This is a genomic window from Shewanella sp. SR44-4 (assembly GCF_014163715.1).
GTDB lineage: Bacteria > Pseudomonadota > Gammaproteobacteria > Enterobacterales > Shewanellaceae > Shewanella.
The window spans coordinates 15473-33129 of sequence record NZ_JACJDU010000032.1 but is presented as its reverse complement, the minus strand read 5'-3'; the positions used below and the strand labels follow the sequence as shown (position 1 = coordinate 33129).

Genomic DNA, 17657 nt, shown 5'->3' with positions numbered 1-17657 from the left:
GTAAAAATTACTGTTCGAGCAGAATTTTTTCAACACTTTTTCTGAAATCCGCGCCTAACTTAGCATCGCGTAGGCCATATTCAACAAAAGCATTCATGTAGCCAAGCTTATCGCCACAATCGTGTGACTTACCGGTCATGTTAAAGGCTTCAACGGTATCTTGCTCAATTAGCATATCAATCGCGTCAGTTAACTGAATTTCATCACCGGCACCCGCTGGTGTTTTAGCCAATAAAGCCCAGATTTTTTCAGATAACACATAACGACCAACAACCGCTAGATTAGACGGGGCTTCACCGATAGCAGGCTTTTCAACCATTCTTTTAATCGTAGCGGAATCACCTGGTGCTATCTCAACACCATTACAATCAGCTATGCCGTATTTATTAACGTCACATTCAGGTACTGGAGCAACCATAATCTGGCTAGCAAAAGAGGCCTTATAACGGGCAATCATCGCTGCCAAGTTTTCAGTTTTTTGATTCGCAGTATATTCATCTAAAATAACGTCTGGTAACACTACTGCAAATGGGCTATTACCTATACAAGGGTAAGCACATAATACCGCATGGCCTAAACCTTTGGCTTCACCTTGACGCACATGCATTATGGTCACATCTTTAGGGCAAATGGCTTGTACTTCATGTAGTAATTGACGTTTTACCCGCTTTTCTAAGGTCGACTCAAGCTCATATGATTTATCAAAATGGTTTTCAATCGCATTTTTACTGGCATGAGTCACTAAGACAATCTCTTTAACCCCAGCAGCCACGCACTCATTGACAATATATTGAATTAACGGTTTATCAACTAATGGTAACATTTCTTTAGGGATAGCTTTGGTAGCGGGTAACATACGAGTACCTAGACCAGCCACTGGAATAACAACTTTCATAATAAATCCTTGTCAAATAGACCTAAACTGACTGTAGACTTCACGAGTAATAAGGATAAATTAACAGCTAGCTGAAACTAACAACTAACTGAAACTCGATAAATCATCAGTTATAAATAATAAAGAGTAATATCTAAAATACTAAGAAACAAAGTTAACAACTTTGTTTACTGATGCGATATTTTTAGCTTTTTGTTGATACACTAAATCACAAATGCCATCAGTTGGAGCAAAACCTGTTGGCGTGCTAAGTAAAATGTCTCGAATCAATTCATGGTCAAAATCATGACAAGCAGCATCTAAGCGATCGAGGATGACAGAATACTCTTTCCAGGTCAGATATAACTCGTTTGCAGTCATAATTCTTTCGTGTTCAGTACCGGTCACATCATCACCAATCAGCAGTTCTTCGTATAACTTTTCACCAGGGCGCAATCCACTAAACTCGATAGCAATATCACCATCAAGATTGTTATCACTGCGCACTTCATAACCACTTAAACGAATCATCTTTTGAGCTAAATCAACAATCTTGACCGAGTTCCCCATATCTAACACAAAAACATCACCGCCCTTGCCCATAGCGCCAGCTTGGATTACTAATTGCGATGCTTCAGGAATGGTCATAAAAAAACGAGTGATATCAGGGTGCGTGACAGTAACGGGCCCACCGTTAGCAATTTGGGTTCTAAACAACGGCACAACCGAGCCCGATGACCCAAGTACGTTACCAAACCGCACCATACAAAACCGAGTTTGATGATTTTCGCGAGACAATGCCTGTAAAACTAGCTCCGCCATGCGTTTAGTTGTGCCCATCACATTAGTTGGCCGCACGGCTTTATCTGTAGACACTAATACAAAGGTTTCAACTTTTGCAGCTATAGCCGCTCTAGCAGTATAAAGAGTACCAAATACATTATTACGTACACCTTCTACTACATTATGTTCAACTAAAGGCACATGTTTATAAGCAGCTGCATGGTAAACAGTTTGCACTCCAAAAGACTCCATCACCGCTTGCACACGATTCTCGCGTTGCACAGAACCCAGCAAAGGCAAAATTCTAACGTTTAGGCCAAGTTCTTTCGCCATGGAATTTAACTCACGCTCAATGGCATACAAGGCAAATTCAGACAGTTCAAAAAGGATTAACTTTTTAGGAGACTGTTTTAAAATCTGTCTACATAACTCAGAGCCAATAGAACCACCCGCTCCGGTCACCATAACCACTTTATCCATAATATTGGCAGTCAGCAGGTCTTCACGAGGTGCAACGGCATCACGACCAAGTAAGTCATCAATTTCGACTTCTTTAATATCTGTGTAAAGCTTAGAGCCATTAACCAAATCGGACATTGCTGGAATAGTTAATACCTGTACAGCTAAGGGTTCTAAGCGAGTCAATATCACTTGACGCTTAGCTCGGCTAGCACTAGGCATTGCAAGTAACACTTTGGTAGCTGTTTTCTGTTTAATTAGTTTACGAATAATAGAAGGGGAATGAACATGAACGCCTTGAATCACAGTGCCATGCAAGCATTCATCATCATCGACAAAAGCGAATGGGTAATATTCATGGCTTTGTACTAATGAGGTCAATAACTGCCTTCCGCTGACACCAGCACCATAAATGATCACCGGTTCACCGACACGTTTCATCCCGGTGCCCACTAGCGAACGTACTAACGCACGCGATCCACCCACAAGCACAAGGGCAAAAGCGATATAAATTAATGGCACCGTTCTTGGGATACTTACGTTTCCATAGAATAACACCAAAATTAGGGAAAATGTTGAAAAAGCAACCCCCCCTAAAATGGCCATAAGGGCTTGTAAGCCCATATACCTTAATACAGCGCGATAAAGCCCTAGCCGAGTAAATACAAATAAACTAAAAGGCACAACAGTTAAGATAACAACCCAATTGGCAATATTGCTTAATACATTAACATCATCAAGTCGGACTAATAATGCACCCCAAAAAGCCACCATTAAAAATATTGAGTCTACAACAAGGCTTACTAAGCGTTTATTAGCTCTGGACAAGGAAAATATGGTTTGCAAAAAGTCCATTTTCCGCTCCTAAATATTAAATGTGAACAAACAATTATAATAATAAAAATTACTTAAACTTTAACGAAATAGACTATAAATATTAGCGATAGAATTCTCGAAACCAATCAACAAAACGTTTAACACCTACTTGTACACTGACCTCGGGGATATAACCGGTTGAAGCAAATAGATCTTTGGTATCGGCGTAAGTTTGATAAACATCACCAGCTTGCATTTCACGAAAGTTCTTGCGTGCTGTGATACCTATTTCAGTTTCAATCGCTTCAACAAAATTCATTAGGTTAATCGGACTGCCATGACCAATGTTATAAACCGCGTAAGGTGCAGAACTAGCTGCCAGTGAGCCACTTTCAACACTCCATTGAGGATTAACAACAGGGACTACATCAGCGGCTCGTACAACGCCTTCTACAATATCATCAATGTAAGTAAAATCACGCCACATATCACCGTTATTGTTAATGTCTATAGTGTCACCATTAAGTATCTTGTTAGTAAAAATATATGGTGCCATATCTGGACGTCCCCAAGGACCATAAACAGTAAAAAAGCGTAACCCAGTTGTTGGTAAATGATATAAATGTGAATAGCTATGCGCCATTAACTCATTGGCTTTCTTAGTTGCTGCATACAAAGATACAGGATGATCAACACTATCTGATGTCGCAAAAGGAGTTTTTTCATTTAAGCCATATACAGAACTCGATGAAGCATAAATTAAGTGCTTGACGTTATTATGACGACAGCCTTCAAGTACGTTTAAATGACCGACTAAATTAGAGTCGGCATAAGCATTTGGGTTTTCAATAGAGTAACGAACACCAGCTTGTGCAGCAAGATGAATGACCTTATCAAATTGATGAGTTTGAAATAACTCAGTCATTAAAAGACGATCTGCGATATCCATTTTAATAAAAATAAAATTTTCATGATTTTCAAATTGAGCAAGCCGAGCTAATTTTAAATTAACATCATAGTAATCATTTAAATTATCAATACCAACTACATCATAACCGGCTGCTAATAATTTATGTGTGGTTGCAGCACCAATAAATCCAGCTGCACCTGTAACTAAATACTTCATGTTATCCCTTAACAAATTTAACAAATTTAACAAATTTAACAAATTATACTAATAGCTAATCACTACCGAATAAATCTCGAGTGTAAACTTTTTCAATAATATCATCTAGCTCATCAACCATACGATTAGAAACCACAACATCAGAAATTTGTTTAAATTCATTTAAATCTTTAATAACACGAGAGTGGTAAAACTCATCTTGTTCAAGAGACGGCTCATATACAACAACCTCAATCCCTTTAGCTTTAATTCGCTTCATAATACCTTGAATTGCGGAAGCTCTAAAGTTGTCAGAACCTGTTTTCATTACTAAACGATATACGCCTACAATAGTAGGATTGCGTTTAATAATAGAGTCGGCAATAAAATCTTTTCGTGTAGTATTAGCATCAACAATTGCACTAATTATATTATTAGGTACATCAGCATAATTTGCTTTTAATTGCTTAGTATCTTTTGGTAAACAGTAGCCACCATAACCAAAAGAAGGATTATTATAATGATTACCAATACGAGGGTCTAAACTCACGCCCTGAATAATTTGCTTACTGTTTAATCCATGAGCCTCTGCATAACTGTCTAACTCATTAAAATAGGCAACACGCATAGCAAGATACGTATTAGAAAATAACTTTATAGCTTCCGCTTCAGTAGAATCAGTAAACAGTGCTTCAACATTTTGCTTTACAGCTCCTTGCTTCAATAAATCTGCAAAAGCCTTAGCTCTTTCACTCTGCTCACCGACAACAATGCGGGAAGGATGTAAATTATCGTAAAGCGCTTTACCTTCACGTAAAAATTCAGGAGAAAAAATAATATTGTTAGTGTTATATTTTTGTTTAATTGATTGTGTAAATCCAACAGGAACTGTTGACTTAATAACCATAACGGCATCTGGACAATGCAAAATAACATCTTTAATCACAGCTTCTACTGAAGAAGTATTAAAATAATTTGTTTCAACATCATAATCCGTTGGTGTAGCAATAATGACAAATTGAGATTGTTTATAAGCACTAGTTTTATCCGTTGTAGCACTGAACGTCAAATCTGTACGTAATAAAAAGCTACTTATTTCTTGATCGACAATTGGAGATTTTTTCGAATTTAATAAATCAATCTTAGAACTATCTATATCTAATGCTATAACATTATTATGTTGTGCTAGTAGCATTGCATTAGACAAACCAACGTAACCGGTGCCAACTACTGTAATATCCATATAAGCCCTTAAAAACCAAAACGGAAAACATTAAAAGAAAGAAAAAAGATATAATATGCTTATTTGACTCTATCACCGCTACCTTTACCCATAACAGTCATAAAAATATATTTAAAATAATTCTTCATAGTTAAATTATCGATCATTTCACGATCAAATGTTGCTAATAATTCTGGAGTAGACATATCAATATCATTTACCTGAGCCAAACCGGTAATACCAGGTCGGACAGCATAAATATCTTTAGCGTCACGAGCTAAAATCAACTCTGGTTGGTTAAACAAACCTGGTCGAGGACCAACTAAACTCATTTCTCCTTTTACTACATTCCAAAGCTGTGGTAATTCATCTAACTTTGTTTTGCGCAAGAAAACACCAAAAGTGGTTATTGATGTAGTGCTTGCTAAATGACTTGCAACAGATGCTGTATCAACCGTCATTGTTCTAAATTTCACTAAAGTGAACGGTTTTTTATTGCGGCCAACACGCTCTTGAATAAAAATAGGTGAACCGGTATCAAATAAACCAATAATGTATAAAATCACTAAAAACGGTAATAAAAGTAACAAACCAAAGAGCGAAAACAAAAAATCGAGTAAGCGTATCATTAATAAATCCATTAATTATTTTATTAAAGTTTTTTAGCAGCCAGTTTAAAACCATGTTCAACTGAGTATGGGGGAGTCCAATCAAGAGTATTCTTTGTGTAAGTAATATCTAACTGTAATGAACCAGTTAACCTATCAATCACATCACGCTTGTTAAGTAATTTTCCAGCAAACTTAAAGCACCAAACCGGCACAGGTAAAGCTAAATTATTCTTAAACTGCACCTTAGCCATTAGCGCAACCATTTCGGCAGTAGATAAATCATTATCGTCAGAAGCTAAAAATACTCGATTTGCTGCTTTAGGGTGTTCAATACACACCTTTATTAAATCAACTAAATTATAAACTGATATTAAGCTTCGTTTATTTTTATTTATAGCACGAAAGGGCAAAGGAATTCCTTTATTTACTAAACTCATTAAAGAAGCAAAATTAGCTTTCACTCCCTGCCCATAAACTAAAGGTGGTCTAATGATTACAATTTCCATTCCCGTTTTTTCCCCAAGCTTAAGTAGCTGCTGCTCTGCTTCAGCTTTAGACACTCCATAAGGATCCTTAGGTGCGGGCTCATCACTTGCAGTAAAACAGCATTTACTAGTAGTGCTTTCACCATTGACTTTTATAGAGCTAACAAATATAAAACGTTTAACACCTGCATCTACAGCTTGACGCGCTAAGTTTAGAGTTCCTTGTGTATTTACTGCTCTAAATTCTGTAATAGGATCTAGTGACTCATCCTTCATTATGTGAACACGTGCAGCAATATGGATTACACAACTTACTTCCTTCAGAGCAATAGAATAATCAGAATTATTATCTATATTGTGCTTGAAAAACGTTCCAAAGTTAATCTCTTTTCGGCCTAAAAAAATTAACTCTTGAGTCCCAAGCAAACTTCTACACAAATGTTCCCCAACAAAACCTGAGTATCCGGTTATTAACAAGCTCATTTTTCAATCTGCCCTGAATAAAAATCATTCAACCTTGACCAAACGACTCTATCTTCAAAATACTTTTCTACTCTCATTCGACCTTGTGTTCCTAATTGAACCCTTAAACTTTCATTATCGTATAAAAGCGTCATTGCGGCCGTCAGCTGTTCAACAGAACCTTTATCAACTAAGATACCAGAAAAATCATCTTCTATAGACTCTCTAAGACCAACGACATCATAACCTATTACCGGCAACTCCATTGCAGAAGCTTCAATGGCCACATTGCCAAAACCTTCACGATATGAAGGAAAAACAAAGACATCAGATATAGCATAAAAAGCTTCAACATTTTTAGTCCAATTGATTAACGTTATATTAAAAGATTCATCAATTAGCTTTTTATTTTCATCACTAACACAATCAAAATCTTCATACTCACCGACTAATAAAAGATGCGTATTACTGTAAGATTCAGATACTTCAATAAAAGCCGATATCAATTCATCTGTGCCTTTTTCTTTTCGCAATCTGCCACAATATAAAAATACGAAATCATTCTGCTTGATACCATATTGAGATCTAACTTGTAATAGATCATTTTGTGCATATTTAAGTAATGAAAAACGGCTTAAATCTACACCATTACTTGAGCCTTTACCTAATACAGTAATTTTCTCCAACTCACATATTCCTTCATTAGAGTAGGCATTTCTCAGTTCAGAAGATATTGATAAAACATTTGTAGACAACTTGCATATTAATTTATCTATGCTTTTAAATATTAGCCTTTTTATTCCTTCAAAATTTTCATATGCTCGACCTCGAATCATATAAATCAGCACTTTAGTCCGATGTTTAGATAATTTTGTGGCAATGGCACCTAATAAAGATGCTTTTGGAGTAGACACTACAATAATATCTAATTCTAAGGTATTTAAAACTTTAACTAATTTAAGTACTGAAAAAAAATCACTAAATAAATTTGGTTGTCTTTTCATATTTACAGATATTGACTTTATACCATCTTTGCGCAACCACTCATGCTCAATCCCTTCGGAGGCAATCGCAGTTATTTCATAGCCTTGCTTCATCAAATACAAAAATTGGCCTCTATAAAGGGAATGTAAATTCATAGAGGCAGTTATAATAAAACAGATCTTCTTCATTACTTCAACTCCTTTACAACCGAAGCTGGAACACCAGATATTAGACTATTATCTGGGTACGATTTGATTGCGACACTGTTTGCAGCTAATATACACCCCTTGCCTATTGCTGCACCAGCAACGACTGTTGAATGCCCAGCTAACCAAGTTCCTTTTCCTACTCTAACTTGCTTAAACTCACTTCCTCCTTTATATATTGAACCATCTAAAAAGGTATGCTTAGTTGAAGCTATAATAACATAAGGAGCAAGCATCACTTCATTGTCTATAATTACAGTACCCAATGCATTTATCCAACAACCCTTTGCAATATAAACATCATTGCCAATAAACAACTTATCTATACCCAAAAAAGTTATGTCTCTACCCAAAGTTAAGTTTCGAGGTTTATTTGGCAGAAAAATAGAAACTAAAAAGCCACGAATTCTTATGGAATATCGATTATCTGGTAATATGGAGGTAAATAATATACAAAACCATATAGGTAATGCATATTTAATTTGATACTTGATAAACTTTATCACTATATGGTACTCCTCAAGTTCAGATAAAAAGCTGCTCTTTTTTCATTTAATTTTTTTGAGTCATATTGCAAGATTCTCTGAAGATTATTGTTGAGAACTGTTTGTCTCTCGTTAATACTTAAATTAAGAGCATATTGAACCTTTTCAGTAAGAGACTTGGGTGAACCTGTTTTATGCACAAACTCTTGTTCTAATAATTCAGGAATACCACCAGCTTGAGAACCTACACATATTTTACCACAACTTAAAGCCTCTATTAATGATCGAGGCAAACCTTCTTGTCTACTAGGCTGGATATATAAATCAACGTTACCTAACCACTCCAAGACAGGTGCGCCACTGGGTAGAGGATCAAAAAACTTAACGTTATTACTCAGACCATTATCATTTATAAATTTTTCATAATCTTTAGGGTTTCCATTCCCTAAAACTCTTAACTCAATATTAACTTTTCTTTCTTTCAATAAAAGAACTGCTGATAAGGCTGTATCTATTCCCTTATAGTTAGTTTTATAATTACCTATCATCCCAATCACAACTGGGTTCTTAAATTTATAAGCATGTGAAGTATCAATGTTAATATCTACATTCACATTACTTGCATTAACTACATTAGGTGCGATACTGTTTGGATATCTTTGCTGTAAAAAACTATTAGTCACATAAAGCACACTCTTAGCTTTTGAAATAGTATTTCTCATTCTAATATATGCTATCGGGGCATATAGTTTTGCAAACATAGAGCCGTAGTTATACAAGCCATCCCAAACACACCCTACGACCTCAACGCTATAGGGTTTCTTATGCTTTTCTGCAAATTTCAAAGCTGCAAGCCCATTTTCACTGGGCAGACGAGCGATTACAACATCTGAATTAATAACAGCAGCTTCAATAATAGAAAATGTAGCCTTCCTATTTTTGATTAATTTTTTAGGCGTGCTTATAGTTTCTACGAAAGTAAACCTAATTGAATCAGAACTAAACGCTGACAAGACATGTTTATTAGACAGTTCAGCTGACTCTAATGAATGCCGACCTATTACAGTAAGCTCGTCAAATATTGAGGTATACTTAATCCAAAGTTCTCTAGGAAAGCCCCCTGGACTGTAAATATCGCCGTTTTGGCTCGTACAAAAAATATGGTCATGGACAAAAAGTAATTTCATTAAGTACCTATAATCTAATTTAAATTTTTACGAATGGGTGATGCTAAATTCACCCAGCCCTAACCTTTCTAAAGGCATCAAAAAAAAGAATCAAATCCTTTTTCTTTATTAATATTAAAAATAATAAAAACAATAAGTAAAGGTAAAACGATATGTAGAAAGGTAATGAGAAATTTAAAAACAAGAAAAAAACAACAGCTGCAAGCTCAAAGAACATATCTCGATAAATATTTATAATCAAAAACCGTTGAATAAAAACCTCAAAAACAATAACCCTTAACATAGTCAAAATCAAAATTAGCAACAAAGCAAAACCAACATTGCTAAATAAAAAAACGATAGTAACTGAAAACAACAAACTTAACAATACCGCGACAACATTGACCTGGAGAAGCAATACTTCTTTTCTCAAAACTTTAAGATATGTATTAACTAATAAAGACATTTTTCCTTCAAAGATAATAGTAGGAAAAACTATATAAAGGTATTGAAAAACATCTGCATATGATGGTAACCAAAAGTTAAGGAACTTATAAACGGGATAATATAAAACTAAAAAGAAGAAAACGAGGATACTGATAGCACTCCGTAGGTTTAAGTATATTACCTTTAACTTTTCTTCATTTAAACGTCTTAAAAAAGGGAAAAGCACCATACTTACAGAGTTGATAAAAATCATAATAAAGCTAGTGACACTTAACATTAAGGAGATTTTTCCGAAGACTGTTACTGTCCAAGCTAACTCTACTGCAAACCGAACATTACCAATAACCAGTTTGGAAGCTACATTAGACATCATTAATTTACTTCCAACCCGGAGGTTTTCACTAAACTCCGAAAAAGCGCACTTTAAGACAGAGTATTTAAATCTATTTATTATCAAATTCTTACAATAAAAAACAGCAATAAATAGGGAAATAAGTTTGCATACAATATCAGCTACAATATAAAATTCATATTTTTTCACCCCGCAGAAAACAAAAACTACGACACTAGATAAGAAAAAAAACCTATCTAAAATAATGATCAATGAATATTCTTTAACTCTAAATGTAGCTTGAAGTATGAATATAAGCATATAGCGAGCATTTACTACGACCATGCAAAAGCCCGTCATTATAAGTATATAGTACTTATCCGCACTTAATTCGAAAAAAGAAATATTAAGTAACAGCAAAGACAATATAATTAACTGTGAAAAAATAAGAATATAAAAATGATGGAAATATAGAGCACTATCAACATCATTATAATTCTTTCCTCCCAACCTTAAATACACTCCATCATTAACACCAAAATGGAAAATACCTACAAATGTTGTATAAAATATATAAAGCTGAAAATAACCATAACCTTCTAAATCTAGAAACTTAGGGAGTATCAATATAACAATAAGCGAGATAATAACTGACACAAGATTAGATAAAATTGCGTAAGAAAAGTTACGAATTAATAAGCGATATTTGCTAACCATATGTTACTCGCCCTTCAACAACCTTTATATCAAAAAAAGGTTCAATTATACTATCTACGTGACCAGCCATTATATATGTGTAATAAAAAAGGGAACCACACAAAATAAAAATAGCACTCCAAGATAATTTATTTATATAGCTAATAGATTTAAAATTAGATGCTAATAAACAAAAAAACATAATATCAATTAACATAATACTCCGCCCCAACCTAAAGAACTGGAGGTTAAACATATAAAGCGGAAAGTATAAAAATGACACTAAGTTAATAGCAACAATATATTTAAACAACTTTCTAATGTCACCCAAATTACCTTCAAGTTGAACCAAGCTAACATTTTTCATTTTTAACTTGCAGTGACAAAAATATAAAAACATTAAAGCAAGGAAATGGAGAGAAACGGGAAATAGAAAACCAAATCTAACTCTACTTTCACCATACTGACTGACTCTATCACTACCATCAGTTACAGTTAAAAGAATCGACTTGATAAAAGCTAAATTATTTCCGCCAACAAATATAAACATACAAGTCAACACTGTAAAGAAAGCCACCAATCTATTGATGCTTCTCTGATTTTTAAAAGTAATAAGATATAAAGGCAAGAAAGCTAATGAACTGATATGAATAGTCGAAGCTAACAATATAGACAGAATGAAATATACCTTATTGATTTTTTTTTCATCAAAAAGTATTCTTCCTAAACCAAATAAAACAACAGAAAATGAAAAAAAACTTCTAAACTGCTCACTATCTATAAATATGTAAAATGACAAATACGCTAAAAAGAAACCATAACTAGCCTTGCTTGAGAATTTGTTTGCAAATGAGTTAATTAAAAAAAGCGAAATTAGTGATACAGTAAATCTAAATTCAGAATAACTCAAAGATATATAGTTACCAACTTTCTGTATAATTGCATAACCGGGCTCATAACTAGCAAAAAAATCTTGATTAGGAGATTCTAAATACCTATAAAAATAGTTTAAAGTATCAGGAGTTTCAGCACCTCGCCCCATCATATAAGAGATAATAAAAAAAAGTATAAATTTAAAAAAGGGGATGTCTCGATTTGAAAAGAAGCCAAAAACACATATAAATAACGAAACAAAATATAAAAATATAATCATACTTTAACAAACCATATAAATAGTAAAGGTTTAAACAACAAAACTTAATATTTTTAGTCAAAAAACCTAGCAAGCCAACTTTCAAAGTCATATTTTTCTAAAATATTATCTGGTGTTTTCTTGTAAGGTGATGATATAAATTCTTGCAAAGAATTTATATCATCTTTACCTAACACAAATATATTTTGTGGATTATATATATCTCTACTTTTAACAGTAGAGTCACTAGTAATTAATTTTTTCCTAAAATACAAAGACTCTAAAGGACGTAAAGTCAACCCAGTTTGCTTATCCGCAACCACATCAAGTATTGACTTTGAATTAAATATTTTATCTCTCACTGTACTATAATTAATTCGAGGACTATATGCATAACCTTTGTGCATTGAGTTAGATGTTTTTGTTATATGAAAATCAGTTTTTATACCTGATTTTTTCATTTTTTCTTCTATTTCTAACAAATAAGTGAGTCTCCCCTTATCCCCACCTACAAAGAAAACATCATTGTCGGGTTTTTGATTTTGTATACTTGAATCCCCAAAATAATACTGTGTATTAAAATGTAGCGAATACTTTTCAACATCTGACTCGTCAAAAGTCCATACTTCACATTTATCCCTATTAAATAACTCAACCGGCACACACTTATCAACAGGATTCCAATACCAAACAATAACTCTAGCTTTAGGGTTATTATTAGCTATATATTTGACCACTAACGGCGTTAACTTTGAAGCATGTATAATAATCAAGTCAAATCTATTCAACTTCCTTACCCATAGCTTGTTCAACCAAATAGACACAGGAAAAAATGACAGCTTAAGGCTAGCCCTCCGTATTATTTTGAGTGGTTTTGAAATGGATTTAAATACATAATCAACATCTACACCTCTTTTTTTAGCCTGTACGGCATGAAACTCTTTATCATCTAACCACAAAAAAAGAATTTTATTTTTATTTATTTTTCCCAATTAAAACCGCCTGTATTTTCTGCACTATAATTTATAATTAATATTTTCTACAAACACCATTTAAACAGGATATAGTTCATTAAACTTCGATAAAATAGCAATTAAAAATTACGTATAATGAGTACCTAAATAAATTAAAACCTTTTTACATGCACATTTTGCCAACCAAAATGCTATTTAACTAACTATTCCTTACAAATGGTTTATATAATTTTAAAGACTCTCTCCACTGTAACTTATTATGACTCTGCTTTAATAAACTAAATGTTGGTCTTTTAGCTGGTGTTAGGTATTCACTACTTGGAACTGCCTCAATTAAGATCTCCCTCTTCAACTTACCTGCTTCGATAGCTATTTCTTGAATAGCTATCGCAAAGTCATACCAACTTGCTACCCCTTGGCCACTATAATGATAAATTGATTCGAGAGTAGATAGTTCCGATAAAAACCACAAGTAATTAGCTAGACCTTCTGCATTAGTTGGGCAACCTATTTGATCACTTACTACACTTAACTGATCCTTTTCAGCCATTAAACGCAGCATAGTTTTTACAAAGTTATTACCGTGACTTGAATATACCCATGATGTTCTAACAATCGCTGAATTAACTGGGCAATAAGCTTTAATTGCCTGTTCACCGGCTAATTTAGATGCCCCATAAACGTTAATCGGATTTGTTTGGTCGCTAACGGTGTTGGGCGTGTTTTTCGTACCATCAAACACAAAGTCAGTCAAAATATGTAATAAGCGAATACCGTGTTTAGTGGCAGGTTTGCTGTAATTCCCACGCAACTTGTCCATTTTTACCAATTATTAGCACATTCATATTAATTACAGCCTAGGCGTTCACGTTGGTAACTGCCATTTTGCACGTTTTTACACCACGTTTTGTGATCTAAGTACCATTGAATGGTTTTTAAAATACCTGATTCATAGGTCTCTTCTGGATGCCAACCTAATTCTTTATTGATTTTCGTAGCGTCAATTGCGTAGCGAACATCGTGACCAGGGCGGTCAGCTACAAAGGTAATAAGCTCTTTAAAGTCAGTAAGGTTCTTCGGCTTATCTTTAATTAAGTTATTTAAGTGATTGCAAATTGTAGTCACCACTTCAATGTTTTTCTTTTCGTTAAAGCCACCGATATTATAGGTATCACCTAATTTACCTTCAATCACCACATTGTAGAGTGCACGAGCGTGATCTTCTACAAATAGCCAATCACGAATTTGGTCACCTTTGCCATAAATTGGTAACAACTTACCTTCTAGTGCATTTAAAATAACTAGTGGGATGAGTTTTTCAGGAAAATGGTAAGGACCATAGTTATTAGAACAATTAGTGATCACTGTTGGTAATCCATAAGTGCGTAAGCTGTAGTTTCAGTAAACAAAGGTAAATTAGTTGTTGCTGAAACTTCATCTGGATGAGGGAGATCACCATACACGTCATCGGTAGAAATATGATGAAAACGAAAAGCCAATTTAGCTTCTGGCGTAAGTGTATTCCAATATTCGCGAGTGGCCTCAAGTAAGGTATATGTATCGACAATATTGGTTTGGATAAAATCAGACGAGCTGGTAATTGAACGATCAACATGGCTTTCTGCGGCTAGATGCATGACAGCATCTGGTTGATAAGTAGCAAAAACACGTTTTAACTCTGCATGATCGCAAATATCAACTTGCTCAAAATGGTAACGAGAGTTGTCGTTAATGGTTGCTAGCGATTCGAGGTTACCTGCATAAGTGAGTTTATCGACATTGATAACACTGTCTGGAGTGTTAGCGATGATGTGACGAACAACTGCAGAGCCAATAAACCCTGCACCACCTGTAATAAGGATTTTCATATTATTTTTTATCTATTAACTCTTTATACCAAGGCATTGCTTTACTAATGCCATTTAAAATTTTATGTTCTGGGTCGTAACCTAGTTTTTTAACAGCCTTACTTATATCTGCCTGAGAATGCCTTACATCTCCGGCCCTAAAATCACGATATATTGGCTGTTGAGTATAATTAATATCACATTCTTTCAGCGCTGTTTGTATTGCCTTGTATAAGTCATTTAGTGTTGTTCTATCGCCTACTGCAACATTGTATATATTATCTTTAGCTTCATCTTGAGCAGTTGCTGCAAGAATATTCATTTGTACTGTATTTTCAATAAAACAAAAGTCTCGACTGGTTTCACCATCGCCATTAATAAAAACATCGTCGCCTTTAATCATATCAGCTGTCCACTTAGGGATTACAGCTGCATAAGCGCCATTTGGGTCTTGGCGTTGTCCAAATACATTAAAGTAACGTAAACCAATAGTTTTAAAATTGTATGTTCTAGCATATACACCTGCATATAACTCATTAACGTATTTGGTAACAGCGTATGGAGAACGCGGGTTACCTATGTTTTCTTCAACTTTTGGTAACGCTGGATGATCGCCATACGTTGAGCTACTTGCTGCATAGGTAAAACTTTTTACATTAGCTTCTTTTGCGGCCTGCAGCATGTTCAAAAAACCAGTGATGTTTGCAGCATTAGTTGTTAAAGGGTCTGCTATTGAGCGAGGTACTGAGCCTAATGCAGCTTGATGCAGTACGTAATCAACGCCCTCACCTCTGTTAGCTAGCGCTTGTTCACAATCTTGATAATTACGAATATCACCTTCGATAAAGTTAAAACCTTGCCACTGTACAGCGGTAACTAAATCTTTCACTTCATCAAGGTTATGTTGATGACCCGTAGCAAAGTTATCAAAGCCAACGACTTTTTGGTTTAGCTTTAATAAATGCTCTAAAAGATTTGAGCCAATAAAGCCAGCAACACCTGTTACGAGCCAGATTTTAGGAGAAGAAAGTAGTTCTGCTTTAATTCGTTCGTAATGGGTCATAAAAATCCTTGGAGAATAAGTTTTAATTGTTTACAACTACAAGGTTAAAGAGCTATTTAAAGTTGCTTTTATACTCTAGAGTCTTGTTACTTAGTCTATAAACGCATATCTACATCTTGCTTTGGTAGCACATATTTTAAGTCATATAAAACATGTTGTGCTTTACCTAACGCTCGTATTTCCGTTGTTCCCATTGTCTTAAATTGGTTATGACCAACAGCAAGTATTATTGCGTCATAGTTATTTTGTTTATACTCAGCAATCAACTCCAAGTCATATTCATGTTGAGCTTCAGCATTTGAGCACCAAGGGTCAACAACATCTACATTAATATTGTATTCTTTAAGTTCACTTACTATATCGACCACTTTTGTGTTACGTAAATCGGGACAGTTTTCTTTAAAAGTTAGCCCCATAACTAATACATTTGCACCGTCAACTTGAATACGCTTTTTAAGCATTTTCTTTACAAGTTCAGAGACTACATGCTTCGCCATACCATCGTTTAATCGACGTCCGGCTAAAATCATCTCTGGATGATATCCCACACTTTGGGCTTTATGAGTTAAGTAGTATGGATCAACACCAATACAATGACCACCAACTAAACCTGGACGAAATGGCAGGAAGTTCCATTTAGTGCCTGCGGCTTCTAACACTTCAAGTGTATCAATATCTAACTTATTAAAAATAATCGATAATTCATTAATCAGTGCAATATTGACATCGCGCTGAGTGTTTTCGATTACCTTTGCTGCTTCGGCTACTTTTATTGAACTTGCTTTATGAGTACCGGCGGTAATAATTGACTTATACAGTTGATCAACTTTTTCAGCGATTTCTGCAGTCGAGCCAGATGTCACTTTTAAGATATTAGTAACCCGATGTTCTTTATCACCTGGATTAATTCGTTCTGGTGAATAACCAGCAAAAAAGTCTTTATTAAAAATAAGACCAGATTCACGCTCAACTACAGGTAGACACACTTCTTCTGTCGCACCTGGGTATACCGTTGACTCATAAATAATGATATCGCCTTTTTTAACTACTTTGCCTAGCATTTCACTGGCTTTTACAAGTGGTGTTAAATCCGGTTGTTTATGCTCATCTATAGGTGTTGGAACTGTGACTATATAGACATTACAGTGTTCGAGGTCTGATACTGTTGACGAATAGCTCAGTAATGGTGACTCCGTTAACTCTTCGTCACTGACTTCTAATGTTGAGTCGTGCCCTGATTTCAACTGTGCGATACGTCCTTGATTAATATCAAAACCTAATACTGAGAATTTTTTACCAAATTCGACAGCTAAAGGAAGGCCTACATAACCTAAACCAATGATGCCAATTTTTAAATCCTTTAATGAATCGTGCATTTTATACTCTCTTAATGTAAATATTGAAATTAGGTTCTTGCTTGTTCAGGAAAATGAAATCTATAACTTATAGACAGCTTATTATTGCTAGTTTGACAAAGCCACTCCTAACAACTAGCCCAATGAGTTCTTA

Annotated in this window: 15 protein-coding genes and 1 pseudogene; all 16 read right to left on the bottom strand. The window is 34.7% G+C overall.

Annotated elements, in window-relative coordinates:
• Window positions 1-7: 7 nt before the first annotated feature.
• On the bottom strand, window positions 8-895 hold the full coding sequence (galU, locus tag H5125_RS14695; protein ID WP_182744615.1) for a UTP--glucose-1-phosphate uridylyltransferase GalU: 888 nt from the start codon (window positions 893-895) through the stop codon (window positions 8-10).
• A gap of 141 nt (window positions 896-1036) precedes the next feature.
• On the bottom strand, window positions 1037-2971 hold the full coding sequence (locus H5125_RS14690; RefSeq protein WP_182744614.1) for a nucleoside-diphosphate sugar epimerase/dehydratase: 1935 nt from the start codon (window positions 2969-2971) through the stop codon (window positions 1037-1039).
• Between the two features lie 82 nt (window positions 2972-3053).
• Window positions 3054-4058 carry an NAD-dependent epimerase gene (locus tag H5125_RS14685; RefSeq protein WP_182744613.1) on the bottom strand — a complete coding sequence of 335 codons (1005 nt, stop codon included), beginning with the start codon at window positions 4056-4058 and terminating at the stop codon, window positions 3054-3056.
• Between the two features lie 55 nt (window positions 4059-4113).
• Window positions 4114-5280 (bottom strand): nucleotide sugar dehydrogenase, encoded by a 1167-nt coding sequence (locus H5125_RS14680; protein WP_182744612.1) that lies wholly within the window; start codon window positions 5278-5280, stop codon window positions 4114-4116.
• 59 nt (window positions 5281-5339) lie between these two features.
• The gene (locus H5125_RS14675) at window positions 5340-5888 is read right to left on the bottom strand and encodes a sugar transferase (RefSeq protein WP_182744611.1); all 549 of its coding nucleotides are present in this window, start codon (window positions 5886-5888) and stop codon (window positions 5340-5342) included.
• A 23-nt stretch (window positions 5889-5911) separates the two neighbouring features.
• Entirely contained in the window at window positions 5912-6838 is a 927-nt protein-coding gene (locus H5125_RS14670) for an SDR family oxidoreductase (RefSeq protein ID WP_182744610.1), read from the bottom strand.
• The gene (locus H5125_RS14665; protein ID WP_182744609.1) at window positions 6835-7989 is read right to left on the bottom strand and encodes a glycosyltransferase family 4 protein; all 1155 of its coding nucleotides are present in this window, start codon (window positions 7987-7989) and stop codon (window positions 6835-6837) included. The genes H5125_RS14670 and H5125_RS14665 overlap by 4 nt, the downstream gene beginning before the upstream one ends.
• The gene (locus H5125_RS22375; RefSeq protein WP_220487363.1) at window positions 7989-8513 is read right to left on the bottom strand and encodes an acyltransferase; all 525 of its coding nucleotides are present in this window, start codon (window positions 8511-8513) and stop codon (window positions 7989-7991) included. The genes H5125_RS14665 and H5125_RS22375 overlap by 1 nt, the downstream gene beginning before the upstream one ends.
• Complete coding sequence (locus tag H5125_RS14655; protein ID WP_182744608.1) at window positions 8513-9679, bottom strand: glycosyltransferase; 1167 nt, start codon at window positions 9677-9679, stop codon at window positions 8513-8515. The genes H5125_RS22375 and H5125_RS14655 overlap by 1 nt, the downstream gene beginning before the upstream one ends.
• A gap of 49 nt (window positions 9680-9728) precedes the next feature.
• Window positions 9729-11153, bottom strand: a complete 1425-nt coding sequence (locus tag H5125_RS14650) for a hypothetical protein (RefSeq protein ID WP_182744607.1) — start codon at window positions 11151-11153, stop codon at window positions 9729-9731.
• A complete protein-coding gene (locus tag H5125_RS14645) occupies window positions 11146-12285 on the bottom strand; it encodes an EpsG family protein (protein ID WP_182744606.1) in 1140 nt (379 codons plus the stop codon). The genes H5125_RS14650 and H5125_RS14645 overlap by 8 nt, the downstream gene beginning before the upstream one ends.
• Before the next feature lie 53 nt (window positions 12286-12338).
• Entirely contained in the window at window positions 12339-13256 is a 918-nt protein-coding gene (locus H5125_RS14640) for a hypothetical protein (protein ID WP_182744605.1), read from the bottom strand.
• A gap of 181 nt (window positions 13257-13437) precedes the next feature.
• Window positions 13438-14058, bottom strand: coding sequence for a sugar nucleotide-binding protein (locus tag H5125_RS14635; protein WP_182744604.1), 621 nt, complete (start codon window positions 14056-14058; stop codon window positions 13438-13440).
• Window positions 14059-14084: 26 nt separating this feature from the next.
• Window positions 14085-15106: pseudogene (gene rfbB / locus H5125_RS14630) on the bottom strand (dTDP-glucose 4,6-dehydratase).
• Window position 15107: 1 nt separating this feature from the next.
• Entirely contained in the window at window positions 15108-16148 is a 1041-nt protein-coding gene (locus H5125_RS14625; RefSeq protein ID WP_182744603.1) for an NAD-dependent epimerase/dehydratase family protein, read from the bottom strand.
• 95 nt (window positions 16149-16243) lie between these two features.
• Window positions 16244-17524 carry a Vi polysaccharide biosynthesis UDP-N-acetylglucosamine C-6 dehydrogenase TviB gene (gene tviB, locus H5125_RS14620; protein WP_182744602.1) on the bottom strand — a complete coding sequence of 427 codons (1281 nt, stop codon included), beginning with the start codon at window positions 17522-17524 and terminating at the stop codon, window positions 16244-16246.
• Window positions 17525-17657 lie beyond the last annotated feature (133 nt).